We start from the raw sequence: 24,331 nt of genomic DNA, 5'->3' as shown, positions 1-24,331 counted from the left end.
GTCGACGGTGGCGAGGACCCGGCCGGGCGCGGCACCGAGCACGGCCGCCACCTCCCGCTGGCGCGGGTCGATCGCGCGCAGCACCGGCAGCAGGGTGCGCACCACCATGGGCACCGCCACCACCGCCTGCGCGATCGGGACCAGGATCAGGGACGAGCGCAGGTCCAGCGGCGGCCGGTCGAGGGTGATGAGGAACCCGAAGCCGACCGTCACGGCGGAGACCCCCAGGGGCAGCATGAAGACGCCGTCGAGCAGGCCCACCGCCCGCCGCGCCGCCGCCGACCGGGGGCGGCGGGAGACCACCAGTGCCACCAGCGTGCCGACGACGACGGCGATGACGGTGGCGTCCACGGCCACCCGCAGCGAGTTGACGGTGGCGTCCCAGACGGTGACGGTCAGGGCGTTGTTCCCGCCGGTGGTGGCGAGGTTGCGGTAGTTGTCCAGGCCCCAACCGCGGGGGGTGCGCAGGGACCGCACCACCAGCCCGACGAGTGGGAGCGCGAGCAGGCCCCCCACCACGGCCGCCGTGACCGCGGCGGGCAGCAGGTCCGGGCCCGGCCCCCAGGTGTGCCGGGCGGGCCCCGGTCCCGCACCCGTGGCCCGGCCGGGGGCGCGGGTGCGGAGCTGGAGGCGGTGGCCGGCCTCGCCGGTGCGCAGCTGCAGCGCCCGCTCCCGCCGCGAGCGGGCCCGCCCGGCGAGGAGCAGCACACCGGCGACGACGACGAGCTGGACCACGGAGAGCACGGCGGCGGCCCGCAGGTCGAGGAACTGGGTGGTCTGGATCCAGATCTCCGTCTCGATCGTGCCGTAGCGCAGCCCGCCGAGGATGAGCACGATCCCGAACGCCGAGGCGCAGAAGAGGAAGACGATCGAGGCGGCCGAGGCGATCGCCGGGCCGAGCGCGGGCAGCGTCACCGTGAGGAAGGCCCGCGCCGGTGAGGCCCCGAGCGCGCGGGCGGCCTGCTCGGCGCGCGGGTCGAGGCGCGCCCACAGCCCGCCGACCGTCCGCACCACCACCGAGTAGTTGAAGAACACCAGCGCCAGCGCGATCGCCCCGAACGTGCCGTCCAGGCCCAGGAACCCGGCCGGGCCGTGCTGGGCCAGGAGCGAGCGGAAGGCGACGCCGACGACGACCGTGGGCAGCACGAACGGGATGGTGACGAACGCCCGCACCAGGCCCCGGCCCGGGAACCGGCACCGGTAGAGCACGTACGCGCCGGGGATGCCCAGCAGCAGCGACCCCGCCGAGCCCACCGCGGCCTGGACCAGGGTCTGGCCGACGATGCGCCACGTCCGGGGCCGGGAGAAGACCTCGGTGAAGCCGCCGAGGTCGAGGACGCCGTCGGGGACGAATCCCCGGCCCACGAGGGTGAGGACGGGCCACAGGAAGAACGTGCCGAGGAAGAGCAGCGGGACGGCGGCGGCCAGGAACCAGGCCACCTGCCCGGGCCGGCGCGCCGGTCCGGGCAGGTCACCTGGCCGGACCCCGAGCCTGGGCCGCCCCGCCGTCGTCCTCGACATCTCAGCCGATCACCGTCTGGGTCCAGGCAGCGATCCACTCCTCCCGGTTCGCGCTGATCTCCTCGGCGGGCACGGCGAAGGGCTCCGTCGCGAGCGGGGCGTGGGCGGCCCAGGCCTCCGGCAGGGGTGCGGTTTCGTCGACCGGGTACATGTACATCTGGCCGGGGATGTCGGCCTGCACCTCGGGCGAGAGGAGGAAGTCGATGAAGGCGCGGGCCCCTTCCTCGTTCTCCGCGCCGGCCAGGACGCCGGCGTACTCGGTCTGCCGGAAGCAGGTGTCCAGGAGCGCGCCGGTCCGCGGCTCGCTCGCCCCCTCGGGGATCTCCGCGGCCGGGGAGGAGGAGTAGGAGAGGACCAGGGGCCGTGGCCCGGCTCCCTCGGAACCGGAGAAGTCCACGTAGTAGGCGTCCGACCAGCCGTCGACGACCCGGACGTCGTTGGCGACGAGCCGCTCCCAGTACGGCAGCCAGCCGTCCTCCCCGAACGCGCCGACCGTGGCGAGCAGGAAGGCGAGGCCCGGTGACGACGTCGCCGGGTTGGTCACGACGAGCATGGACTTGTACCGGGGGTCGGCGAGGTCGTCGAGGGTGACGGGCTCGGGGATCCCGGTGTCGGCGAACCACTGGTGGTCGACGTTGATGCAGACGTCGCCCCGGTCGATCGGGGTGAGCGAGCCGGACGCGTCCGTCTCGGCGCCGGCGGGGAGCGCGGCCGAGGTGTACGGGGCGAGCACACCGGCCTCGACGGCGCGGGCGGCGAAGGAGTTGTCGATGCCGAAGACGACGTCGCCGAGCGGGGAGTCCTTGGTGAGGACCAGCTGGTTGACCAGGGTGCCGCCGTCGCCGGGGGCGACCAGGGTGAGCTGGTAGCCGCTCTCGGCCTCGAAGCCGTCGAGCAGCTCCTGGCTGACGCTGAACGAGTCGTGGGTGACGACGGTGAGCTCGCCGCCCGCGGCGGAGCCGCCGGCGGCTCCGGCGGTCGGTGCGGGGTCCCCGGAGCCGGTGAGGCTGCAGCCGGCGAGCGCGAACCCGGCGGCGGCGAGCACTGCCGCGACGCGGGTGCGGGTCCGGCCGCCGGTTCGGGTGGTGGTCATGACCGTGCGGGTCGTGTGGTTGAGCATGATCCTCCTCAGGTGCAGGAGGGCCCACGCCCGCACCCCGGCGCAACCGAGGCTCGAGCACGGGGAGAGACATTCCCGACTTCCTTCGCCGGTGTTAACCGGTGCAGGTTCGAGGGTCTGCGGATGTCCGCACTCTCAGCACCCTTCGGCGCTCCCCTGTCGTTCGCAGCCCAGGGTACACAGGTTCAGCGGAGCTCAGGCGTGCCGGTCGACCTGGCGCGAGCCCGGGCCGCCGTACCACTTGCTCGCGCTGCGCAGCGCGAGCTGGCGGCTCAGGCCCACGAGCGCGCCGGAGACGGCGGCGAAGACGACGACCTCCCACAGGTCGACGGCGGGATCGTCCGGGTCCTGCGGCGGCGTGTGGCCGGTGACGGCCTTCCAGCCGATGTTCAGCACCTTGTGCGTCACAAGGCCCGCGACCAGCAACGATCCCGCGCTCACGAGCTTCCAGCCGATGTCCATCCCGTGCTCCGTCCCGTTCGTGCGCGCACGTGCGCGCCTGACCACGATCATGCCGGATCGGACGGCGGTGGCGCGCCTCGGCCGGCCCGGTTCGCCTGGCCGGCCCGGTTCGCCTGGCCGGCCCGGTTCGCCCGGCCGACCGGGCTCACGAGGGCTGCAGGAGCGCCTCGACGTCGTCGGCGTACGGGAAGCTGCCCGGCTGGTACCCGCACCAGGGCTCCTCGGCGAAGAGGTTGCCGGTGGCGCCATAGGCACGCGAACGCGAGCCGCCGCAGATCCGGGCATACTCGCAGGCGCCGCACCGACCCTCGAGGCGAGCGGGGTCCCGCAGCGCCCGGAACAGCTTCGAGGAACGGTAGATCTCCGTCAGCGGCGTCGTGCGGACGTTTCCTGCCGGGACCGGCAGGAAACCGCTGGGATGGACCGTGCCGACGTGGGAGACGAAGACGAAGCCGTTCGCCGACGAGACGGAGATCGGGGGACGCCGCCGCCGCTCGCTCGTCGCGAGGAGCCCCAGCTCTTCGCTGCGGGCCCGCAGCCGCTGGTACAGCGGGCCCAGGCCCAGCACGGCGACGTGATCGGCCTCCCGGGCCTCGAGCACGGCCCGCTGCAGCGCAACGCGGCGGAAATGGTGCCCCTCGGTGGTCTTCACGGGAACCACCTCACCGAGGTCGTAGAAGAGGTTGAGCACGTCCTCGACCTCGGCGGCGGTGAGCGATCCGAGGTCCGTGCCCCGGCCGGTGGGCACGAGCATGAAACCGGACCAGGTCATCGCTCCCTCGCGGTGGACCAGCGCCGCGATGTCGGGGAGCTGCTCGACGTCGTGCCGGGCCACGGTCGTGTTGATCTGTACCTTCAGGCCGAGCTCGCGGGCGGTGCGCCAGCCCGTCATGGTCCGGTCGAAGGTGTGCGGCACCCGGCGGAAGCCGTCGTGCGTGGCGGCGTCCGCACCGTCGAGCGAGAGGGAGATGCTGTTCACCCCCGCCTGCTGGAGGTCGGCGAGCGCCTCCCGGGTGAGCCGGGCGGTGGCCGACGGGGAGACCGCGACGGGCAGGCCGAGTGCGCGGCCGCGCCGCACCAGCTCGGCGAGGTCGTCGCGCTCGAAGCAGTCGCCGCCGGTGATGATGAAGATCGGCGCCGGCCGGCCGAACGCCGCGACCTGGGCCATGAGGTCGGTGGCCGCGTCGGTGTCCAGCTCACGCGGGTCGCGCCCGGGTGCGGCCTCGGCCCGGCAGTGCCGGCAGGCCAGGGCACAGGCCCGGGTGGCCTCCCAGATCACCAGCAACGGGCGGTCGGCCGGGTCGTGGCGGGGTGCGCGGACCGGGCGGAGGACCCGCCCGGGCGCCGCGGGGCTGGCGGTCTCGGTCACCCCACCGAGACTGCCAGCCGGTTCCTGTCCGGATCGGGACTTCGGTCCCGGGTGCCGCTCGCGTGGCCCGCCCGGCCCGGCGGGCCAGCACACCCGTCGTCGACGCGGAGCAACCGCCCGCACCGGGCCTCAGCGGCGGGCGTCGCCCTCGGCCGCCGCCTGCCGCGCCGAGGCCTCGAGGTCCTCGGTCAGCTCGTCCACCACGAGCCGGCTGCTGTCGACCTTTCCGGTGCGGTAACCCGCCCGGCCCACCATGTGCGCCGAGATGGGCGCCGTGATGAGCTGGAACGACACGACCAGCACCAGCGTCCAGGCCACCACCGGGTTCCGCACGATGAGCGCCAGGCCGAGCATCATCAGCGCCAGCCCGAGCACCTGCGGCTTCGTCGCGGCGTGCATGCGGGAGAGCAGGTCGTGGAAGGAGTTCACCGCGACCGCGGCGACGAGGGTCAGCGTCGAGCCCAGCACGAGGAAGATCCCGCCCAGCGCCGTCGCCACGTCCGCCCAGCTCACCGTGCCTCCCCCGGGCCCTCGGCGCCGTCGTCGGTCCACCGCTCGTCCGTCCCGTCGGTCACCTGCTCGCCGTCGTCCACCGGGCCGACGTCGCCCGCCTGGTCCTCGTCGTCGTCCGCCCCGCCGGCGCCCGCCGGGTCGGCGTCGCGCGCCTGGTCGTCCCGGGCGTCGGGGTCGTGCACCGGGGCCGCCTCGTCGTCGATGACCTTCTGCTGAGCCAGGACCGTCATGAGCTCCTCCTTGCTGAGGATGCGCGCCTCCTCGGCACCCTCGATGGCCACGAAGCGCGCGACGGTGACCGAGCCGACGAACCCGACCATGGCCAGCACCACCAGCACCGGGACGAGGTCCGTGCGGCCGGTGTTCGCCGAGATCACCGCGACCGCCCCGAGGACGACGGCGGTGATGATGTCCAGCGTCACCACCCGGTCGAGCATGCTCGGCCCGCGTTCCATGCGGACGACGGCGACGAGCGCGGCCAGGGACAGGGCGACGAGGCAGTACAGGTAGACGGCGGTCATCGCGCCTTCCCCTCGCCCGGCGCCGGTCGGAGTCCGGCGCGTGGCGACGGGCCGGGGGCGAAGCCGGCGTCCTCGAGCTGCTTGCGGGAGGCGACGGCGCGCAGGATGCGTTCCTCCTGAGCGAGCACGGTGCGGTGCGCGGCGTCGAGCCCACCGGCGAGCTCGACGTCGAAGATGTGGATGTAGAGGGTGCCGGTGTGCCGGTGTGCCTCGACCACGATGGAGCCGGGCACGAGCGAGGTCATCCCGGCGGTCGCGGTGAGGTAGGTGTCGGAGTGCGAGCGCAGCCGCACCCGGATCACGGCGCCGTGGGGCTGCCGGCGGCGGAGGGTGATCCAGGAGATCTGCCAGGACGCGACGAGCACGTCGCGCACGAATCGTCCGACGAGCAGCACCAGGCCCCACGGCCGGAACCGGCCGTCGAACGGGTTCCGCGGCAGGGGTGCGATCGCGGTGACGGCGACGGCGACGATCAGGCCGGCGACGACGTTGCCGGCGGTGATGTCGCCCCAGAGCAGCACCCACACGGTCGTGAGCCACGCGATCATGCCCCAGGAGGCCCGGGGGCCGCGGCGGCGGTCGTCCGCCATCACGAACCTCCCTGCGCGGGGGCGTCGGGCGGCGCCGGGGTCTCCGCGACGTCTCCGCGGTCCCCCTCCTGCGCGGCCCCGGGCGAGAGCCCGGTGCCGCGCCCGTCCTCGGGCAGCACGGCCAGGACGTAGGGGGTGCGCGCCGTCAGGTCCGCGGCGGCGCGGTGGGTGTAGTCGTAGAGCGGGCCGGCGGCGACGCTCAGGCCGAGCGAGAACACCACCAGGGCCCCGGCCGAGCCGACCATGAGCCGCGAGGACGCGACCTCGGGCAGCGGCCCGGGGGCCTCCTGCCAGAACGCCATGTTCCAGGTTTTGGTGAGCGCGTAGAGCGTCAGCAGCGAGGTGATCAGACCGCCGGCGATGAGCACGTACTCCAACGTCCCGCCGCGCGCGGCGGCCGCCTCGATGAGGCCCACCTTCCCGAGGAAGCCGGTCATGGGCGGGATGCCCGAGAGGTTCATCGCGGGCACGAAGAACAGGACGGCGAGGACCGGCGCCACCCGGGCGAGCGAGCCCAACCGCACCAGTGAGGTGGTGCCGCCGCGCCGCTCGATCAGGCCGGCCACGAGGAACAGCGAGGTCTGGACGGTGATGTGGTGCGCGACGTAGAAGATCGCCGCGCCCAGGCCGGACACGGTGCCGGTGGCCACGCCCCAGACCATGAAGCCGATGTGGCTGACCAGGGTGAAGGAGAGCAGTCGCTTGATGTCCTCCTGCGCCACGGCGCCGAGGATGCCCACGAGCATGGTGGCCAGGGCCACCCACATCAGCACCGTGTCCGCGCGCCCGCCGGGGAAGAGCAGCACCTCGGTGCGGATGATGGCGTAGATGCCTACCTTCGTCAGCAGGCCGGCGAACACGGCGGTCACGGGCGCGGGGGCCGTGGGGTAGGAGTCCGGCAGCCACGCGGAGAGCGGGAACATGGCCGCCTTGATGCCGAACGCGACGAGCAGCATCAGCTCCAGCACGAGCTGGGTGCCCGTACCGATCTCCGGCAGGCGCACCACGAGCTGGGCGATGTTCACGGTGCCGGTCGCGGCGTAGATCAGCCCGATCGCGATGAGGAACACCACGGAGGAGACGAGCGAGACGACGACGTAGATCGTGCCGGACCGGATCCGTTCGCGCGTGCCACCGAGGGTGATGAGCACGAAGCTCGCCGCGAGGAGGATCTCGAAGCCGACGTAGAGGTTGAACAGGTCCCCGGCGAGGAAGGCGTTCGAGACCCCGGCGGAGAGGACGAGGAACGTGGGGTGGTAGATCGCCAACGGGGCGGCCTCGTCACCGTCGGCGAGGCCCTGCGCGAAGGAGTACACGAGGACCGCGAGCGTCACCGTCACGGAGATCATGAGCATCAGGGCGGCGAGCCGGTCCGCGACCAGCACGATCCCGACCGGCGCGGCCCAACCACCGATGTCGAGCACCATCGGCCCGGAGTTGACCATGACGAGCAGGGTGACGGCGATGCCCAGCACCACGGTGAGCGTGCCCACCGAGACGATCCCCTGGACGCGGGGGTAGCGGGCGAGCGCCAGCGCGGTGCCGGCCCCGAGCAGGGGCAGCACCACGGGCAGGGCGAGGAGCCAGGTCATCGACCGGCCTCCTCGTCGTCGGCGGCCAACGCCGCGTGGTGGTGGCCGCGCGGGGCGTGCTCGAGCCCGGCCTCGTCGGCCGCGGCCGTCTCGTCCCGGGTGACGGCGGCGTCCTCGGCGAGAGAGGTGCCGGCGTCGTCGGTGGCGCGGGCGGAGAGCTCGTCGCGGGCGGCGCGGCGGGCGATCCGACGGTCCTCGAGGTCGTCCTGCACCTCGTCGTGGCCGTTGAGCTGCCAGGAGCGGTACGCCATCGCGAGGAGGAAGGCGGTCATGCCCAACGTGATGACGATGGCGGTGAGGATCATCGCCTGCGGCAACGGGTCCGTCATGTCCTCGGGTGCGGTCTCCCCCAGGATCGGGGGCCCGCCCGCGGCGCCGCCGGCGAGGAGGATGAGGACGTTGACGCCGTTGCCGATGAGCGCGGTGCCGATGATGACGCGGGAGAGGGAGCGCTCGAGGAGCAGGTAGACGCCCGTGCCCACCAGCAGCGCCACCAGCACCACCAGCGCCACCGAGGGCGCCATGTCGATCTCGATCATCGGTTCCCTCCCTCGTCGGCCCCCGCACCGGCGCGGACGTCCGCGGCGGGGAGTGCGTCGTCGGTGACGGGGGTGGGGTCGTCGAACGCGATGTCCGGGGCCTGGTTGCCCTCGATCTCCCCGTGGCGGTCCACCTCGGCGCCGAGCGAGCGCAGGATGTCGAGCACCAGGCCGATGATCACCAGGTAGACGCCCATGTCGAAGACGAGCGAGCTGGTCGGGTGGACGTCGCCGAAGACCGGCAGGGTGGCGTCGAAGACCGTGGACTGCAGCACCGTGCCACCGAAGAACAGGGGCAGCACGGCCATCCCCGCGGCGAGGGTGAGCCCGGAACCGAGCACCTGGCCGGGGTGGACCGGGGCCGCCTCGCCGAGCTCGTACCGGCCGCCGGCGAGGTAGCGCACGGTGAGCGCGATACCGGCGACGAGGCCACCGGAGAACCCGCCGCCGGGGGAGTTGTGACCGGAGAAGAGCAGGAACAGGGAGAACACGAGCATCGTGTGGAAGATCATCCGGGTGCCGACCTCGAAGATGACCGACCGGCGCTGTGGGGCGAGGGTGGCGCCGGCGGAGAGCCACACGCGCCCCCGGCCCGGGTCCTGGACGCGGGGGTCGGGCTTCTCGGAGCCGTGCGGTCGGCCCAGCCGCTGCGCCGCGGCGACCTTGACCGGGTCCGCATGCCCGCGCTCCTGCCACACCGTGGGGCGGCGGGAGGCCTCCGCGAGGTGGGCGGCCCGGTCGATCTTGCCGGTGCGGGCCCTCAGGAAGATCAGCGAGGCGACCCCGGTCGCGGCCACCACGATCACGGAGATCTCGCCCATGGTGTCCCAGGCGCGGATGTCCACGAGCGTGACGTTGACGATGTTCTTGCCGTACCCGAACTGGAACGCCTCGTCGGGGAAGTCGACCGAGACCGGTTGGTGGATGCGAGCCCCGGCGGCGAGCATCCCGAGCAGCGCCACGGTGATGCCGACGCCGGCGCCGAGGATGGCGCGCCACCAGCGGGAGGCGGCGAGCGGCCGGTTGGAGAAGTAGGCCGGCAGGCGGCGCAGCACGAGGACGAAGACGACCAGGGTGATCGTCTCCACCAGCACCTGGGTCAGGGCCAGGTCCGGGGCGCCCTGCAGCTCGTAGAGCAGGGCGACGCCGTAGCCCGCGACGCCCAGGAGGAGGACCGCCTTGAGGCGGCGGCGGGCCCGGGCGGCGAGCACGGCGGCGATCGCGATGACGACGACGAGCACGCCCTGGGCGACGGAGTCCCAGGGGCGGACCCGCTCGGGCCAGGTGTCGCCGGCGAGCAGCGCGGCCCCGCCGACCGTCGTCACCACGGTCACGAGGATCGTGGACAGGTAGGCGGGCAGGGAGCCACGCTGCGTCCACGCCGTCACGTCCGCGGAGATGTTGTCCAACGCCCGCAGGGCCGCCCGGTAGTACTCCTCCGCGTCGCGCATCGCGGGCAGGCGGCGTTGGGCCCGTTCGACGGGGCGGCGGCCCAGGAAGAGCAGGACGCCGAGCGCCGCCACGGCGAGCGTCGTCCAGAACGCGGGCCCGGCGCCGCCCCACAGCGTGAGGTGGCCGGCGTCGCCGGGGTAGGTGTCCGCGTACGGGGCGAGCGCCCGTTCGACGAACCCGGGGACGAGGCCCGCCGCCAGGCTCCCGCCGGCGAGCACCACCGGCGAGGCCATGATCAGCCGGGACGTGCGTTGCGCCTCGCGCGGCTCGACCCCGGCCTTGGCCGAGAAGGCGCCCCACAGGAACCGCAGCCCGTACGCGAGCGTGAGGACGGAACCGGCGGCCACGGCGGCGAGGACGACCCGGTCGAGCGTCGTCCCGCCGTGGGCGAGGCCCTCGAGCGCGGCCTCCTTCGCCACGTAGCCGGCCGTGGGCGGGAGCCCGGCCATCGACGCGACGGCGACCGCGGCCGCGGCGGCGGCCACCGGCATGCTGCGCCCGAGCCCGGACAGCTCGCGCAGGTCGCGGGTGCCGACGGACCAGTCGATGATCCCGACGACGAGGAACAGGCACGCCTTGAACATCGCGTGCGCCACGAGCATGGCGAGGCCGGCGAGGGCGACGGCACGGTTTCCGTAACCGACGAGCACGATGATCAGGCCGAGCTGCGAGACGGTGCCGAACGCGAGCAGCAGCTTGAGATCATGCTGGCGCAACGCCCGGTAGCCCCCGAGCAGCAAGCTGCCGAGGCCGACGGCGAGGACCATCACCTGCCAGACCGGCAGGTCGGCGAACCCGGGGGCGAGGCGGGCCACGAGGTAGACGCCGGCCTTGACCATGGCCGCCGCGTGCAGGTAGGCACTGACCGGCGTCGGGGCGGCCATGGCGGCCGGCAGCCAGAAGTGCAGCGGGATCTGCGCGGACTTGGACAGCGCACCGGCCAGCACGAGGGCGACGGCGACGGGGACGAGCGCCGGCGGCGCGGCGACGCCGAGGGCACCGGCCGCCGCGGCGTCGACGAGGGCGGAGAGCCGGTAGGAGCCGCCGTCGGTCTCGCCGAGCAGGACGAGGCCACCGAGCATCGCCAGGCCGCCGACGGTGGTCACGATGATGGCCTGCATGGCGGCGCGGCGGGAGGACTGCCGGTCGTGGTAGTGCCCGATGAGCAGGAAGGAGAAGATCGTCGTCAGCTCCCAGAACACGTACAGCATCAGGGAGTTGTCGGTGCTGACGAGCCCGAGCATCGCCCCCGCGAACGCCACGAACACGCCGCCGAACCGGCCGAGCCCCCGTGCGGTCGCGGAGAAGTAGGCGGCGCAGTACACCAGCACCAGCGCGCCCACGGTGCCGACGACGAGGACCATCAGCCACGCCAGGACGTCGAGGCGGAACGCGAGGTCGATGTTCAGCGCGGGGACCCACGAGACGGAGACGGCCGGGCCCGTGCCGGAGAGCACGGCGGACGTCTGCCCGGCGGCCCAGACGGCACCCGCCCCCGGGACCAGGGCGAGGCCGAGGAAGGCCCGGCGCCCGTACCTGCCGATGACCACCGGAGCGACGACGGCCGCCACAGCGTGGATCACCAGCAGTTCGAGCATCGGCCGCTCCGTCAGTCTCGTGGGTTGGTCATGTGCAGTTCTGCGACGAGGACGTCCGGGCCTGAGCCCGCGTCCGGCGAATCGAGCCCACGGAGCAGATCGCAGGGGGGTCGGGTCGATGGTAACAACCGGGTACCGTGGGGCCGGCCCCGGCATAAGGATCTTCCCGTGCAAGCAGCTGCTCTCGTCCTGGTCGTGCTCGTGCGCGTGCGCCCGGGCCAGGCGGTCTGACCGTGCCCGTTTCCGACGCGTCGCCGAAGCCCGGACCGGAGCCGATGCCGAAGCCGATGCCGATGCCAGAGCCGAGGCGCGCGCCGAGGCCGGGGTCGCGACCCGATGGACCGACGGAGTCCGAGCCGGCGGCCGCATGGCTCGCGCTGCCCGAGGTCGCCGTGGTGCGTCGGCGCTCCACCGCCACCCTGCTCGTTGGGCAGGTGCTCGGCTCGTTCGGGATCGGCGCGGCGCCGTCGGTCGGCATCCTGCTCGCCGCCTCGGTCGCGGATTCGGAGACGTGGGCCGGGATCGCCCGGGCCGCGACCACGGTGGGCGCGGCCCTGATCGCGCTGCCCCTCGCCGCGCTGGCCGCCCGGCACGGTCGTGGGCGCGCCCTGGCGTTGGGGTGGTCGCTGGCGGCGGCCGGGGCGGCGCTGCTCGTCACGGCGGCGGTGACCGGATCGGTGCCGCTCCTGGTCCTCGGCATGCTGGCGACGGGAGCCGGCTCGGCCACCCAGCTGCAAGCCCGGTTCGCGGCCACGGACCTCGCGGAGCCGGCGCACCGGGCGCGAAGCCTCTCGCTCGTGATGTGGGTCGGCACGATCGGCGCGGTGCTGGGGCCGAACCTGGGCGCTCCCGGCGAGGTGGTGGCCGCCCGCCTGGGCCTGCCACCGCTGGGCGGTGCGTTCGTGCTCAGCGCCGTCCTGCTCGCGCTCACCGCGGGAGTGGTCCTGGCCGGGCTGCGGCCGGACCCGCTGCTGCTGGCCCAGCGCCACACCGCAGCCGCCGCCAGGGTCGTGGTGCCCCATGCCGAGGGCACCGGCCGCGACGCCACCGGACCCGCCGCGACTCGTGCCGAGGCCACCGGCGCGGAGCCCACCGTTGCCGGGCCGACCGTTGCCGGGCCCACCGGCACCGGGCAGCGGCCGCCCGCGCGGGGCGGCGTCCGCGAGGCCCTGCGCCTGGTCCGCGCCACCCCGGCCGGCCGGTTCGCGCTGCTGGCCCTCGTGCTCGCGCACGTGTCGATGGTGTCGGTGATGACGATGACGCCGGTGCACCTGAGCCACCAGGGCGGCACCGTCACCGTCATCGGCCTGACCATCAGCCTGCACGTGCTCGGTATGTTCGCCCTGGCGCCCGTGGTCGGGGTGGCCGCGGACCGCTACGGGCGCGTCCCGGTCATCGTGGCCGGCCAGGGTGTGCTCGCGGCGGCGGCCGTGGTCGGGGCACTGGGCGCGGATTCGACGGCGGCGGTGGCCGTCGCGCTGACGTTGCTGGGACTGGGCTGGTCGGTGGTGACGGTGCCCGCCTCGGCGCTGCTGACGCAGGCGGTCCCCACCGAGGCACGGCCGCTCGTGCAGGGGCTGGGCGACACGGCGATGAACGGGGCCGCCGCACTGGGAGCGATCGCCTCGGGCCCGCTCATGGCGGTGCTGGGGTTCTCGGCACTGGCGACGCTGGCCGGCGTCGTCGTCGTGCCGGTGCTGTGGCTGGCGTGGCGGACGGCGCGACGAGCGGAATGAGGACGATTCCGACGCCGGCAGGGACGGGCGCCGGTCACCCGAGCTGCGCGAGGTCCTCGGGGTCGACGAGGAAGCCGTCGTCGTCGCAGATCTCCCCGCCGACGACCTCGTGCAGCACCGCCGCGAAGCGCTCGATGACGGTACCGGCGCCGGACCGCTCGCGCCGGACGGCGAGCGGGAGCCGTGGCCGGAACGCCACCTCGGGGTGCGCGGGGCGCCAGCGGATCTCGTAGGCGATGACGCCGTCGAATGCCCAGTCGGTGCCGCGCAGCACGGTGGGTGGTTGCGGGTGGCCGTCGACGGCGACCTCGACCAGACCCCCGTCGCCGAGCTCCGCGATGATCGCGTAGCCGTCCAGCTCGCGCCCGGCCAGCTCCTCCGGGATGTCGTCCAGCAGGGAGTGTGCGCCCGGGGCGACGGTCCGGACCACCTGCAAGCATGCGTCCGGGTCGAGCCAGACGGGGGCGACGACGGTGAGGTCGACGGCCGCCTCCGGGTCGGGCACCACGACGATGCCCGTGCCGGCCAGGCGCATCGCCCCACCGAGCCGGCGGGCGAAGGCGCGCAGATGGTTCAGCGCCTCCTGCTCCACGCCCTGCGGGACGCCGTCGGGGAAAGCGTCGAGGACGGGGTCGATACCGGTGAGCTCGGGCGGCAGCGGGCCGCCGCGGCGCACCGGGCTGGTCAGCAGGAAGGCCTGGTAGGACCAGGACGGCAGGTCGAACGCGGCGCGGACGGCGCCGTCGAGCAGCCACGGACCGGTCAGGTGGACGCCGGGCTCGAGCTGGATGCGGTCCGTGCCGGCCCATCCGCCGGCAGTGCTGCGCGAGACGGCGAGCGCCTCCACCTCGTCGGGCACGACGTCGTCCGGCAGGACGAGCAGGTGGTGCGCCGCGGCGAGATCCGGATCGAGGCGGCGCGCGCCGTCGGCCGCCCCGGCGGTCGGTTCGGAGCCACCGGGAGCCCGGCGGCCGGCGTCCGGGTGCGGCGTGGCGCTCATTCGATGTGGGTCGTGGTGAAGTTCAGGTGCGAGCGCGACGCCGTCGGGCCGCGCTGGCCCTGGTAGCGCGAGCCGTTCGCGCCGCTGCCGTAGGGGTGCTCGGCCGGGGAGGAGAGCTGGAAGAAGCAGAGCTGGCCGATCTTCATACCCGGCCAGAGCATGATCGGCATCGTCGCGGTGTTGGAGAGCTCGAGCGTGACGTGCCCGGCGAAGCCCGGGTCGATGAACCCCGCCGTGGAGTGGGTGAGCAGCCCGAGCCGGCCGAGGGAGGATTTTCCCTCCAGGCGCGCGGCGACGTCGTCGGGCAGGGTGACGGCCTCGTACGTCGCGCCGAGCACGAACTCCCCCGGGTGCAGGACGAGCGGGTTGTCGGGGCCGGCGTCGACGAGGTGCGTCAGCTCCGGCTGATCCTGTGAGGGGTCGATCACGGGGTAGCGGTGGTTGTCGAAGAGGCGGAAATAGCGGTCCAGCCGCACGTCGAGGCTGGCGGGCTGGATGTGCGCCGGCTCGTAGGGGTCGAGCTGGACCCTGCCGGCGTCGATCTGGGCGCGGATGTCACGGTCGGAGAGCAGCACGCCTGCGATTGTGCCACCGGCGCGGGGTGCTCGGGCACGGCACCGACTGCGGGGGCGTGACGCGGTTCGCCACGCGTTCGGCACCCCGGGATCTCGGCTGACGTGCCTGATCGGTTCGTGATCCGTCCGCCCGATTGGGTATAGTGGCGGGCGCGCTCAAGGGGTGCACGCGGGTGTAGTTCAGTGGTAGAACTTCAGCTTCCCAAGCTGATAGCGCGGGTTCGATTCCCGTCACCCGCTCCAGTGTGACAATGCAGGTCAGTAATAGAGACTCCTTGAGTCTCGCCGGGGCTCGCGAAGATGGTGCTCCGGTGGCGGTTGGTGCGGTGCTGGCGGAGCTGGTGGCCGAGCGGGGACACTGGTGGTGTTCGTTCCGGTGGACCCCGATGCTTGTGTGGTGCCGTAGAGCCTGTAGGTCAGCATGGTGGCGGAGGGCTCCCACGGGAACCGTGGATTGTTGCCTTCGAGCACGAGCGTCAGACTTCGAAACACTCCCAGCCCTTCCCGGGACGAACGCCATGTCATCGTCGTGGATGAAAGGGAAGGGAGCCAGTGATGGAAGTCCTGCACCGGCGGTGTGCCGGGGTTGATGTGTCCAAGAGGGACGCCAAGGTCGCGGTCCGGATCGTCGGCGGCGGCCGGGCGGGGACGAGGTCGACCGTGACGACGTGGGGGGCGACCACGAACCAGATCCTCGCCCTGCGTGAGCACCTGATCAGCGAGGCTGTCACGTGCGTGGTGATGGAGGCCACGAGCGATTACTGGAAGCCGTTCTACTACCTCCTCGAGGACGGCCCGTTCGAGGTGGTGCTGGTCAACGCGCGGCACGCCAAGAACATGCCGGGCCGCAAGAGCGATGTCTCCGACGCGGCCTGGTTGGCCCAGCTGGGTGCGCATGGCCTTGTGCGTGGCTCGTTCGTGCCGCCGGCCCCGGTCCGGGCGCTGCGGGACCTGACCCGCACCCGCACGGCGCTGACCCGCGAACGGGCGCGCGAGATCCAGCGTCTGGAGAAGCTGCTGGAGGACGCCGGGATCAAGCTCTCGGCTGTCGCCTCGGACATCACCGGGGTCTGCGGGCGGGCGATGCTTGACGCCCTCATCGCCGGTGAGCGTGAACCGGCCGTGCTGGCCGATCTCGCCAAGCGGCGCCTGCGGATCAAGATCCCCCAGCTCACCGAGGCGTTGACCGGACGCTTCAACGATCACCACGCCTTCTTGGCCCGGATGCACCTGGACCTGATCGATCACCACACCGAGGCCATCGACCTGCTCACCACCCGGATCGAGAGAACGATCGAGCCCTTTCGTCACGCCCGGGACCTGATCGTCACGATCCCGGGAATCAGCACCTTGGTGGCGGACGTCATCATCGCCGAGACCGGGGCCGACATGAGCGTCTTCCCCAGCGCGGGACACCTGGCGTCCTGGGCCGGGACGTGCCCGGGATCCAACGAGTCCGCCGGGCGCGTGAAGTCCACCAAGACCCGCCCGGGCAACCCTTACCTCAAGGGTGCCCTCGGGACCGCTGCCATGGCCGCGGCGAGTCTGAGGGATCCCAGCTCGGCGCTCGAGCGTGTCACCGCGGCCGGCGGACGCGTGCTCGCACCCGTGGGCCCGCGCGCGCGGGGCGAGCACGTGGGCTACGCGCTGGGCCCCGACGGCGCCCTCGATGTCGTGATCGACCAAGCCCTGGACGCCGCCGACGGCGCTGAGGCTCGCGGGAAGGTCGCGCTGCTGCAGGCTCCGCGGACCTGCGCACCGTCCGCGAGCTCAACAACCAGGCCCACCAACGCGCCATCCTCACCGGCCACGCCACCCTCGACGGCGTTCTGCTGCCCGACGGGCTGACCGCCGGCGTCGGCGACCGCCGCCTGACCCACCGCAACGACCGGCACCTGCGCACCGCCGACGGGTACGTGCGCAACGGAGCCCTGTGGCACGTGACCGCCGTCGAGCCGAACGGATCCCTCCAGGTCCGCCCCGCGACCCCACCAGCACGCGACGAGTCCCCGCCCGCCCGCCCGCAACCGATCGCCACACCAGACCGACGTCTCACCTCGCCGCAGCGACCCGACGGTGCGCCTACCCGCCGACTACGTCGCCACCCACGTCGAGCTCGGCTACGCAGTGACCACCGCCCGCTCCCAGGGCCTGACCGTCGACGAGTCACACACGATCGCCACCCCCGGGATGGCCCGCGGGGACCTCTACGTCGCCCTGACCCGCGGCCGCGATCACAACCACCTGTACGTCGCGACCGACCAAGAAGGCGAGGACTGCCGACCACCCGTCCTGGACACCGACGCCCGCTCCCTCGCCGCCCGCGAGGTCCTGGACCAGATCCTGGCCACCAGCCACGCCGAGCTCTCGGCCACCGAGACCTGGACCGCCTTCCACCCCCTGGACCGCGCCTCCGTTCCCCCGCCAGGACGGCCGAACGCCCAGTCCCCGCGCTACATCGCACAGCTCGAAGACGCCGGCCTCCTGCTCCGACCCCGTCCGGCCCCGACCTTCACCCACACGCCGCCCGCCCCCAGCCCGGGCTACGGCAGAGACGCGATCGGCCGATGACCACCACCCAGCCGCGAGGCCCGCCCCGCGACGACAGCACCCACGCCCACCCGCCCGTACCCAGGAGAACCACCATGACCACCACCACCGACCCCCGCCCACCGTTCCTCACCGTCGCCCAAGCCGCCGACGAGCTCGCTGTCACCGAACGCTTCATCTGCAAGCTCATCGCCGACGGCCAGCTCCGCGCCGTCAAGGTCGGGTCCCGAGTCGTCCGCATCCGCCGCACCGACCTCGACGACCTCTTACCCCCCGCCCGCGGCATCCCGCGGCTCGGGCGACGATGAACGCGGTGCGCCGAGGACACGCTCCGGCAATCCGTAGTGCAGGCGACGGGCGAGATGTAGCGCGGCGATGCTGCTACTTGTAGCGTTCGTAACCTGCGGAATGTAGCGTAGGTCGCGTGAGCAGCACCTACCTCCGACGAGTCGTCGACGACGAGCTCGACGCGCTCCTGCCCGAGCTGCCCGCCATCGCGATCGACGGCCCCAAAGGCGTCGGGAAGACCGCGACGGCGGCGAACCATGCGCGCACCGTCTACCAGCTCGACAGCCCGGACACGCTCCAGCTCGTCACCGCGGACACCTCGCTGCTCACCACGGGGGATGCGCCGATCCTCATCGACGAGCACCAGCGGTGGGAGCCGTCATGGGACCTCGTCCGACGCGCCGTCGACGAGGACTCGTCGCCCGGCAGGTTCCTCCTCACCGGATCGGCCGCACCGCGTCAGGCGTCCGCCCACTCCGGGGCCGGGCGGATCGTCGGCCTACGGATGAGGCCGATGACCCTGCCCGAGCGAGGTCTGGTGACACCGACGGTCTCCCTGTCCGGTCTGATCACGGGGACGGCGGGCCGCATCGATGGCGACTCCACGTTCGGTCTCGCGGACTACGCCCACGCGATCATCCGCGGCGGGCTGCCGGGCACCCAGCAGATGACCGACCGTGCTGCGCGTCTCGCTCTAACGGGATACACCCAGCTCATCGTCGACCGCGACGTTCCCGAAGCAGGGTTTGGCGTGCGCAACCCCACGCAGATGCGCGCGTGGCTTCGGGCGCTCGCAGCGGCGACCGCGACGACCGCCTCGTGGGAGAGGCTGCGGGACGCCGCGACCCCCGGCCAGGGCAACAAGCCGGCACGGTCCACCACGAAGCCGTGGACCGATGCGCTCGAGCGCACCTGGATCTCCGACCCCGTCGAGCCGTGGCTGCCCGGGCTCAACCACCTGGGCCGACTGGGCAGCACCGCCAAGCACCACCTGGCCGACCCGGCTCTCGCGTGCGCGCTGCTCAGGCTCGACGAAGACGCCCTGCTCGCGGGCCGGCACCCCGAACCCGCGGTGCCTCGCGACGGGGTCTTCCTCGGCGGCCTGTTCGAGTCCCTGGTCGCCCTGACGGTCCGCGTGTTCGCCCAGCCGGCCGAGGCGAGCGTCGGGCACCTGCGCCGACGCAACGGCGACCACGAGGTCGACTTCGTCCTCACGGGTCCCGGACGACGGCGGATCGCGATGGAGGTCAAGCTCTCTGCGCTGGTCGACGACAAGGACGTACGCCACCTGCACTGGCTCAAGGGCGAGCTCGGCGACGACCTCACCGACATGGTCGTTGTGACGACGGGGAAGCACGCCTACCGCCGCAAGGACGGCGTCGCCGTGGTGCCCCTCGCACTGCTCGGGCCCTGACGCTCGTATCGCGCAGCGACCGTGCTGATCTGAGTGCCCTCGATCGGTCTGCCCCGCGCCCCCGAGCGTGGCGGCACCGTGCCACCGGCGGGTCCTGCGGGGCGGGTGGACTCACCTCAGATCTCCGAACCCACCGAGTCAGCCCCGAATGGCATGCCATAACGTGCCATAAGGAGGTTCAGATCGGTGCCTCCGGGTTCACCCCGGTGTAGCCTTGCAAGCGTCTGACCAGCGATCTTACCGAGTCAACCAGGGCTCGAAACCAGACGGAGTCGGATTCCCAAGCTGATAGCGCGAGTTCGATTCTCGTCACCCGCTCCGAGTATCACCGCAGGCCAGGGCCTCACCGGCCACGGCCCCGCACGCTCGGTGTGACCGCTTGAAGGGTGACTAGGCGACTTTCTGTAGCGTACCGATGCGACTTTTTGGAGCGTGGACGGCCGACGTGATCCCTCTCCCGCATCGACTGCGAGACTGGCCAACCGGTTGACGATGTGTGTGCGACAAGCGAGGCGGGAGTCCGAGTCGCCGCACAGATGAAGCATGTGATCGAGTAGGCCGAGCGCGGCGCAGCATGTGGCACCGATCGGTGCAAGAGGAGTCGGCGCTCGTCATCACACGCGCCGACTCCTGATCAGCCGTGGCGCCCGTCTCTGCGAAGTCGATGGCCGACGTGGTGCCGGGAGCCCACGGGCCTGTGCTCGCCGTACTGGCGTCTACCACGACTCCCCTCACCGGCCGGGCGGTCGCCGCACTGACCCAGCCACGAGTCTCCCAGCCTCGGGTCGCAAGCATCCTCTACGAACTCTCCGAGGCGGGCCTCGTGGACCGGATGCCCGCCGGCTCCGCGTCGCTGTTCTCCCTGAACCGCGAGCACCTCGCTGCCGGCCCGATCGGGGCGCTGGCATCCCTGCGCACGCAGCTCTGGGAGCGAATCGCGGAGCACGTAAACGGCTGGACTCACGTGCCTGACGGCGTCGTGGTCTACGGATCCGCTGCGAGAGGCGACGGCGACTCGACCAGCGACATCGACCTTCTCGTCATTCGACCTCCCACCGTCGACGATGACGACGAGGACTGGCACCGCGACCTGACCGACTTCGTAGACCAAGTCACGCGCTGGACCGGCAACCCGTGCGAAGTGCTCGACCGGTCAGTCGACCAGCTGCAGTCCACGGCGACGGCCGACGAACGCCTGCTTGCCGAGATCCGCCGCGACGGCCGCGCTCTGCTCGGGCCGATAACGGGACCGACGACGCTCCCGCCGAGCCGATGACGCTCCCGCCGAAGCAATGGCGGTGCCCGAACCATCGATGACGCACTCGATGACGGACCGGTGCCCCGAGCACAGTGATCGCACCCGTCATCGCGTCGCTGCCGACGACGCGTATTCGTCATCGCTCCGGCTATCGGCCGTGACCACTGTGGCGTCGTGTGCTCGATGAATCCGCTCCCTGCGTGCCGGGGGACGCGCTGGGACGGCGGGGAGCGACGGATCTTCTCGTCTGCTTCCGCACATCTGCTGGTAGGGGAGGTCGACGCCGGAAGGGGAGGTGACCGCAGGTGATGTCGATGCACAAGCTGCTGGCCGGCGACGGCTACACGTACCTCACCCGCCACGTCGCGGCGGGCGACGCCGGCCTCGGCTCGGCTGACTCCCTCGTCGCCTACTACGAGGCCACGGGCAACCCACCCGGACGTTGGCACGGTCGCGGGCTCACCGGCCTCGGCGATGATGCAACGGGCACACTCCGCCGCGGTGCCCGTGTCACCGAAGGCGCCATGGCCGCCGTGTTCCGCGACAGCCACGATCCCCTCACCGGCGACCCGCTCGATCGTTCCTACCGGGGCCGCGCCGGTCGCCCGGTCGTCGGCTACGACCTGACCTTCACGGTCCCGAAGTCCGCCCCGGTCCTGTGGGCGCTCGGCGACGACACCACCCGGGCAGCGGTTCACGCGGCGCATCGGGCCGCCGTCGACCAGGCGCTGGACTTCGTCGAGCGAAAGGTCGCCCGCACGCGCGTCGGACACGCGGGCTGCCGCCAGGGTGCGCACGCGCGGCGTCGTCGCCGTGGTCTTCGACCACTGGGACACCCGGACCGGTGACCCGAACCTGCACACCCACGTCGTGCTCGCCAACGAGGTCCAGGGGCCCGACGGCGCCTGGCGCTCGCTCGACGGCAAGCCCGTCCACGCCGCCACGGTCACGGTCTCGGCGCTCTACGACGCCTTCGTCGCCGACGAGCTCGCGCTTCGCCTGCCGGTGCGGTGGTCCCACCGGTCGCGCGGCGAGCGTCGCAACCCGGTGTTCGAGATCGAGGGGATCGACGACGTCGTGCTGGCTGCCTTCTCCACCCGCGCCGAGCAGATCCACTGCGCCGAACAGACCTGGGTGGCCGAGTTCACCGCGTCACACGGTCGCAGCCCGTCGCGCGTCGAGACCACCCGCGCTCGGCAGCACCTGACTCAGGCCACCCGACCGGCGAAGGTCGTCCGGCCACTGCGCGACCTGCTCGCCGAGGGCGAATCGTGCACCGTCAGAGATCTGTCAGCGCAACTTGATCGCTCCGCCGTCCGCCATCACCGTCTGGCCGGTCATGTACTGCGCGTCGTCGGAGCACAGGAACGCCACGATCGGGGCGACATCCCGCTCCGGATCGCCGAACCGGCCGAGCGGGACCTTTGCCTCGGCCTGGGCGAACATGTCCGGGTACGCGTTCTTCCAGTTGGCGACTCCCTCGGTGAGCGCCATCGGACAGACCACGTTGACCCGGATCCCGTCGGGGGCCCACTCGTTCGCGACCACCCGGCTGAGACCCCGGATCGCTTCCTTCGTCGCTGCATAGGAGGCCTGGGTCGGCTGGCCCTCGAGACCCGCGCCGGAGCCGAAGTTCACCACGGCTCCCCGTGTCTTCTTCAACTCCTCGTAGGCGGCGAGCATGAAGTTGCGGGTGGCGAGGAAGCCGGAGCTGAACGAGAGGTCCCACATCTCCTGGGTGTGCTGCAGGAACGAAGCCTGTCTGCTCGCGTGCGCGTTGTTGACCAACACATCCAGCCGGCCGAACCGCTCGACCGCGCGGGCGACCGCCGCTTGCGCGACCGCCGGGTCGGAAACGTCGCCGGCCAGGAACGCCACGTCATCGCCTAGCTCTGCGGCCACGGCCTCGCCGGCCTCCGCGTTGAGGTCTACCGCGACGACCTTCGCGCCACGTTTGACGAACTCCCGCGTGACGGCGCGCCCGATGCCGGATGCCCCGCCCGTCGCGATGGCGACCTTGCCCTCGAGATTACGGACCGGGTGCACGGACATGTCTTCTCCTTCCAAGATGCTTTTCACCTAGGTTAGTCGCAGCCACCTCCACCAGTGAATCGGCCCCGGTCAGGGCTGCCTTTCGAAGGTCTGAGCGGGACCCACAGGTCCGCCGTGCGGCCTCACGGAGAAAGAGAACTCACCGGGCCACAGGGCATGTTGGCTTCTTGCGGTTTATGCTGAATTGCGCGCTTTGATGGGTGTTCATCGGCGGGATCCGTACCTTGGCAACGGTGTCGGCAACGGCGCGTGACGACGTCGCGGTCGTTCACCATGTTGCACCCCGATCCGACGACTTCAACGGAGAGAACCCAGCGGCCAGGACGCCTCGCTCGGCACCTCAAGCGCATCGTCTCCGACCGGCTACTTGCCCGCCCCGTCGCTGCAGCGTCCAATCCCTGGGTTCTCAGGGGCGGGCTCGCGTTCGACCTGCGCGTCGCCCACCGCACATCTCGCCGACGTCTACCCTGACGCTGCGGCCGCTCCGGATCGATCGTGAGCGGACGCGAACCGATGACCGCGAGACATTCGTCGCGTCGAAGATCCGCGCCCGTCGCCCCTCTTGTCCAGCCACCCCCGTGCTCGGTGAACTGGAGGTCCAGACGCGACGACCACGGAGTTTCCATGACGAACCTACCGAAGCCGTTCGAGGTCCACGAACCCGGCACCTTCTACCACGGCACCAAGGCGGATCTGAAGGTCGACGGTCTGCTTGCACCAGGCCGCAGCTCCAACTACGGCGGCCGGGCGACGGCGAGCTACGTCTACCTGACGGCCACCCTGGATGCGGCCGCCTGGGGGGCGGAGCTGGCCGTGGGCGAGGGGCGCGGCAGGATCTACCGCGTGGAACCCACGGGCCCCTACGAGGACGATCCCAACGTGACGGACAAGAGGCTCCCGGGCAACCCGACGATGTCCTACCGCACCCAGCACCCGCTACGCGTCATCGGGGAGGTCATGGACTGGGAGGGGCACGCCCCCGAGGTGCTCCAGGAGATGCGGGATCACCTCGAAAGGATCAAGCAGCTCGTCATCGAGGCCATCAACGACTGACCTGGACTCACGCGACGTCAGCCGCCGCACGGCGGATCTCGAGGCGATGCCCGTCGGGGTCGTCCCGGTACACCCCACGACCGCCGTCGTGGGTGTTGATCTCGTCCGGCTGCCGCTCGTACGGGTCCGCCCAGCGCGGCAAGCCCGCGCACGACGACGCGGCCGAGGACCCCGTCGTGACCGTCCTCGCTCACGAGGAAGGCGCAGCACTCTGTGTCGACCGTGAGCAAGGCCCCCGGATGGACCCTCGAGTGAGCCGCGATCAGGAGCCTGTGCCCAGTGCCACCCCGGCGCCGGGCGCGAGCGGCCCGATGGCACCGGCCGCCCACCATGTCGCCGCGCCGAGCACGACGACGAAGCTCACCACCCAGAGCCATGCCGGCACCCTGGTGAGCCGGGCCAGGACGCCCGGGTCCGAACCCGCCGACGGCCGGGCCATCACGGCGCCGAGGTGCCGCCATGCCCCCACCAGCAGGAAGGCGCCGGTGCCCAGTACGACGGCGCCGCGCAACTCCGGCCCACCCCACCACCACAGGGCACCGGTCGCCGCCGTCAGGGCGATCATCACGGCGGCGGTGTACCAGGACCGCACCCGCACCAGGCCGATGAGCAGCAGCAGCGTCGTCGCGCCGAGCAGCGGACCGGACCACCCCGCCCCGGCGAGCCGCACCGCCACCGCGCCGACCACCGCGGGCGCCGGGTAACCCACCCAGGTGGTGAGCACACGCCCGATCCCTCGCTCGCGCCCCACGGTGATCGCATGGCCGGACATGTCGCCGCGCAGCACCAGCCCGGCGAAGCGCCGCCCGGTCAGGATCCCCACCAGCGCGTGCCCGAGCTCATGGACGACGGTGACCACCACCCGGACGCGCCGCCACAGCTGCGGGACGGCGACGAGGGCGACGACGACCGCGAGCGCGATCCATGGCAGATCGCCCGTCCCGGCCCACGGCGCCACCTCGGGCCGAAGCCGTTCCCACGCCGCGGCCCACCACGCGCCGACCGCGGCCGCGCCACCCTCAAGATCCATGGTCGCCGCCTGTTCGAGGTCGGTGCGCGGCCCCGACCCCGGCGACCGAGTGCCGCCCCGCCCCACCCAGCACGCCGACGCGCACTGTGGTGGGGGGG

Annotated in this window: 20 protein-coding genes, 1 tRNA gene, 2 pseudogenes and 1 riboswitch; of the genes and pseudogenes, 9 read left to right on the top strand and 14 right to left on the bottom strand. The window is 72.4% G+C overall.

The annotated features are described in order from the left end of the window. The 10 genes from ACYC1Z_RS06480 to ACYC1Z_RS06435 all read right to left on the bottom strand — a co-directional run. Window positions 1-1,521: ABC transporter permease (locus ACYC1Z_RS06480; protein WP_461408712.1), on the bottom strand; the 1,521-nt coding region annotated here is incomplete at its 3' end. A gap of 1 nt (window position 1,522) precedes the next feature. Continuing rightward, window positions 1,523-2,641 (bottom strand): thiamine ABC transporter substrate-binding protein, encoded by a 1,119-nt coding sequence (locus ACYC1Z_RS06475; RefSeq protein ID WP_461408711.1) that lies wholly within the window; start codon window positions 2,639-2,641, stop codon window positions 1,523-1,525. 63 nt (window positions 2,642-2,704) lie between these two features. Continuing rightward, window positions 2,705-2,809, bottom strand: a riboswitch (TPP riboswitch). Between the two features lie 27 nt (window positions 2,810-2,836). Beyond that, window positions 2,837-3,103 carry a DUF4235 domain-containing protein gene (locus ACYC1Z_RS06470; protein WP_461408710.1) on the bottom strand — a complete coding sequence of 89 codons (267 nt, stop codon included), beginning with the start codon at window positions 3,101-3,103 and terminating at the stop codon, window positions 2,837-2,839. Between the two features lie 145 nt (window positions 3,104-3,248). Then, on the bottom strand, window positions 3,249-4,472 hold the full coding sequence (locus ACYC1Z_RS06465; protein ID WP_461408709.1) for a TIGR04053 family radical SAM/SPASM domain-containing protein: 1,224 nt from the start codon (window positions 4,470-4,472) through the stop codon (window positions 3,249-3,251). A gap of 129 nt (window positions 4,473-4,601) precedes the next feature. Further along, window positions 4,602-4,985 carry a monovalent cation/H(+) antiporter subunit G gene (gene mnhG, locus ACYC1Z_RS06460; protein ID WP_461408708.1) on the bottom strand — a complete coding sequence of 128 codons (384 nt, stop codon included), beginning with the start codon at window positions 4,983-4,985 and terminating at the stop codon, window positions 4,602-4,604. Next, window positions 4,982-5,506: a monovalent cation/H+ antiporter complex subunit F gene (locus ACYC1Z_RS06455; RefSeq protein ID WP_461408707.1), complete on the bottom strand. Its 525-nt coding sequence runs from the start codon at window positions 5,504-5,506 to the stop codon at window positions 4,982-4,984. Before ACYC1Z_RS06455 ends, mnhG begins: the two co-directional genes overlap by 4 nt. Beyond that, the gene (locus ACYC1Z_RS06450; protein WP_461408706.1) at window positions 5,503-6,096 is read right to left on the bottom strand and encodes a Na+/H+ antiporter subunit E; all 594 of its coding nucleotides are present in this window, start codon (window positions 6,094-6,096) and stop codon (window positions 5,503-5,505) included. Before ACYC1Z_RS06450 ends, ACYC1Z_RS06455 begins: the two co-directional genes overlap by 4 nt. Beyond that, a complete protein-coding gene (locus tag ACYC1Z_RS06445; RefSeq protein WP_461408705.1) occupies window positions 6,096-7,688 on the bottom strand; it encodes a Na+/H+ antiporter subunit D in 1,593 nt (530 codons plus the stop codon). The genes ACYC1Z_RS06450 and ACYC1Z_RS06445 overlap by 1 nt, the downstream gene beginning before the upstream one ends. Further along, entirely contained in the window at window positions 7,685-8,227 is a 543-nt protein-coding gene (locus tag ACYC1Z_RS06440; RefSeq protein ID WP_461408704.1) for a Na(+)/H(+) antiporter subunit C, read from the bottom strand. Before ACYC1Z_RS06440 ends, ACYC1Z_RS06445 begins: the two co-directional genes overlap by 4 nt. Beyond that, on the bottom strand, window positions 8,224-11,277 hold the full coding sequence (locus ACYC1Z_RS06435) for a Na+/H+ antiporter subunit A (protein ID WP_461408703.1): 3,054 nt from the start codon (window positions 11,275-11,277) through the stop codon (window positions 8,224-8,226). The genes ACYC1Z_RS06440 and ACYC1Z_RS06435 overlap by 4 nt, the downstream gene beginning before the upstream one ends. A 395-nt stretch (window positions 11,278-11,672) precedes the next feature. Between ACYC1Z_RS06435 and ACYC1Z_RS06430 the strand changes: the two genes are divergently transcribed. Continuing rightward, the gene (locus ACYC1Z_RS06430; protein WP_461408702.1) at window positions 11,673-13,013 is read left to right on the top strand and encodes an MFS transporter; all 1,341 of its coding nucleotides are present in this window, start codon (window positions 11,673-11,675) and stop codon (window positions 13,011-13,013) included. Window positions 13,014-13,047: 34 nt separating this feature from the next. On the opposite strand, the gene ACYC1Z_RS06425 is transcribed toward ACYC1Z_RS06430, so the two are convergent. Both ACYC1Z_RS06425 and dcd read right to left on the bottom strand, forming a co-directional pair. Next, complete coding sequence (locus tag ACYC1Z_RS06425; RefSeq protein WP_461408701.1) at window positions 13,048-14,013, bottom strand: hypothetical protein; 966 nt, start codon at window positions 14,011-14,013, stop codon at window positions 13,048-13,050. After that, window positions 14,010-14,588, bottom strand: a complete 579-nt coding sequence (gene dcd / locus ACYC1Z_RS06420) for a dCTP deaminase (protein ID WP_461408700.1) — start codon at window positions 14,586-14,588, stop codon at window positions 14,010-14,012. Before dcd ends, ACYC1Z_RS06425 begins: the two co-directional genes overlap by 4 nt. A 169-nt stretch (window positions 14,589-14,757) precedes the next feature. Between dcd and ACYC1Z_RS06415 the strand changes: the two genes are divergently transcribed. The 7 genes and pseudogenes from ACYC1Z_RS06415 to mobF all read left to right on the top strand — a co-directional run. Then, a tRNA-Gly gene (locus ACYC1Z_RS06415) sits at window positions 14,758-14,831 on the top strand. 312 nt (window positions 14,832-15,143) lie between these two features. Next, window positions 15,144-16,213 (top strand): annotated as a pseudogene (locus tag ACYC1Z_RS06410) (IS110 family RNA-guided transposase); the annotation flags it as partial. Between the two features lie 451 nt (window positions 16,214-16,664). Beyond that, complete coding sequence (locus ACYC1Z_RS06405; RefSeq protein ID WP_461408699.1) at window positions 16,665-17,159, top strand: hypothetical protein; 495 nt, start codon at window positions 16,665-16,667, stop codon at window positions 17,157-17,159. A 74-nt stretch (window positions 17,160-17,233) separates the two neighbouring features. Further along, window positions 17,234-17,446, top strand: coding sequence for an excisionase family DNA-binding protein (locus tag ACYC1Z_RS06400; protein WP_461408698.1), 213 nt, complete (start codon window positions 17,234-17,236; stop codon window positions 17,444-17,446). Window positions 17,447-17,562: 116 nt separating this feature from the next. Continuing rightward, window positions 17,563-18,840 (top strand): ATP-binding protein, encoded by a 1,278-nt coding sequence (locus tag ACYC1Z_RS06395; RefSeq protein WP_461408697.1) that lies wholly within the window; start codon window positions 17,563-17,565, stop codon window positions 18,838-18,840. A 664-nt stretch (window positions 18,841-19,504) separates the two neighbouring features. Next, on the top strand, window positions 19,505-20,116 hold the full coding sequence (locus ACYC1Z_RS06390; RefSeq protein WP_461408696.1) for a nucleotidyltransferase family protein: 612 nt from the start codon (window positions 19,505-19,507) through the stop codon (window positions 20,114-20,116). A 290-nt stretch (window positions 20,117-20,406) separates the two neighbouring features. Then, a pseudogene (gene mobF / locus ACYC1Z_RS06385) lies at window positions 20,407-21,298 on the top strand (MobF family relaxase); the annotation flags it as partial. 90 nt (window positions 21,299-21,388) lie between these two features. Here the strand turns inward: mobF and ACYC1Z_RS06380 are convergent. Next, the gene (locus tag ACYC1Z_RS06380) at window positions 21,389-22,150 is read right to left on the bottom strand and encodes an SDR family NAD(P)-dependent oxidoreductase (RefSeq protein ID WP_461408695.1); all 762 of its coding nucleotides are present in this window, start codon (window positions 22,148-22,150) and stop codon (window positions 21,389-21,391) included. Between the two features lie 624 nt (window positions 22,151-22,774). On the opposite strand from ACYC1Z_RS06380, the gene arr reads away from it, so the two are divergent. Continuing rightward, a complete protein-coding gene (arr, locus tag ACYC1Z_RS06375; protein ID WP_461408694.1) occupies window positions 22,775-23,203 on the top strand; it encodes an NAD(+)--rifampin ADP-ribosyltransferase in 429 nt (142 codons plus the stop codon). Between the two features lie 262 nt (window positions 23,204-23,465). On the opposite strand, the gene ACYC1Z_RS06370 is transcribed toward arr, so the two are convergent. Continuing rightward, window positions 23,466-24,233 carry a M50 family metallopeptidase gene (locus ACYC1Z_RS06370; protein ID WP_461408693.1) on the bottom strand — a complete coding sequence of 256 codons (768 nt, stop codon included), beginning with the start codon at window positions 24,231-24,233 and terminating at the stop codon, window positions 23,466-23,468. Window positions 24,234-24,331: the final 98 nt, after the last annotated feature.

It is taken from the genome of Georgenia sp. (assembly GCF_054605595.1).
The sequence above is the reverse complement of the archived record's forward strand: the minus strand, read 5'-3'. Positions and strand labels throughout refer to the sequence as shown.

Bases quoted from the DNA above. Each gene is read 5' to 3' on its own strand.
- ACYC1Z_RS06370 (WP_461408693.1), bottom strand. From the start codon at position 24,233: ATGGATCTTGAGGGTGGCGCGGCCGCGGTCGGCGCGTGGTGGGCCGCG.
- ACYC1Z_RS06400 (WP_461408698.1), top strand. From the start codon at position 17,234: ATGACCACCACCACCGACCCCCGCCCACCGTTCCTCACCGTCGCCCAA.
- ACYC1Z_RS06455 (WP_461408707.1), bottom strand. From the start codon at position 5,506: ATGACCGCCGTCTACCTGTACTGCCTCGTCGCCCTGTCCCTGGCCGCG.
- arr (WP_461408694.1), top strand. From the start codon at position 22,775: ATGACGAACCTACCGAAGCCGTTCGAGGTCCACGAACCCGGCACCTTC.
- ACYC1Z_RS06435 (WP_461408703.1), bottom strand. From the start codon at position 11,277: ATGCTCGAACTGCTGGTGATCCACGCTGTGGCGGCCGTCGTCGCTCCG.
- ACYC1Z_RS06470 (WP_461408710.1), bottom strand. From the start codon at position 3,103: ATGGACATCGGCTGGAAGCTCGTGAGCGCGGGATCGTTGCTGGTCGCG.
- ACYC1Z_RS06380 (WP_461408695.1), bottom strand. From the start codon at position 22,150: ATGTCCGTGCACCCGGTCCGTAATCTCGAGGGCAAGGTCGCCATCGCG.
- ACYC1Z_RS06475 (WP_461408711.1), bottom strand. From the start codon at position 2,641: ATGCTCAACCACACGACCCGCACGGTCATGACCACCACCCGAACCGGC.
- ACYC1Z_RS06440 (WP_461408704.1), bottom strand. From the start codon at position 8,227: ATGATCGAGATCGACATGGCGCCCTCGGTGGCGCTGGTGGTGCTGGTG.
- ACYC1Z_RS06450 (WP_461408706.1), bottom strand. From the start codon at position 6,096: ATGGCGGACGACCGCCGCCGCGGCCCCCGGGCCTCCTGGGGCATGATC.
- ACYC1Z_RS06390 (WP_461408696.1), top strand. From the start codon at position 19,505: ATGGCCGACGTGGTGCCGGGAGCCCACGGGCCTGTGCTCGCCGTACTG.
- ACYC1Z_RS06425 (WP_461408701.1), bottom strand. From the start codon at position 14,013: ATGAGCGCCACGCCGCACCCGGACGCCGGCCGCCGGGCTCCCGGTGGC.
- ACYC1Z_RS06445 (WP_461408705.1), bottom strand. From the start codon at position 7,688: ATGACCTGGCTCCTCGCCCTGCCCGTGGTGCTGCCCCTGCTCGGGGCC.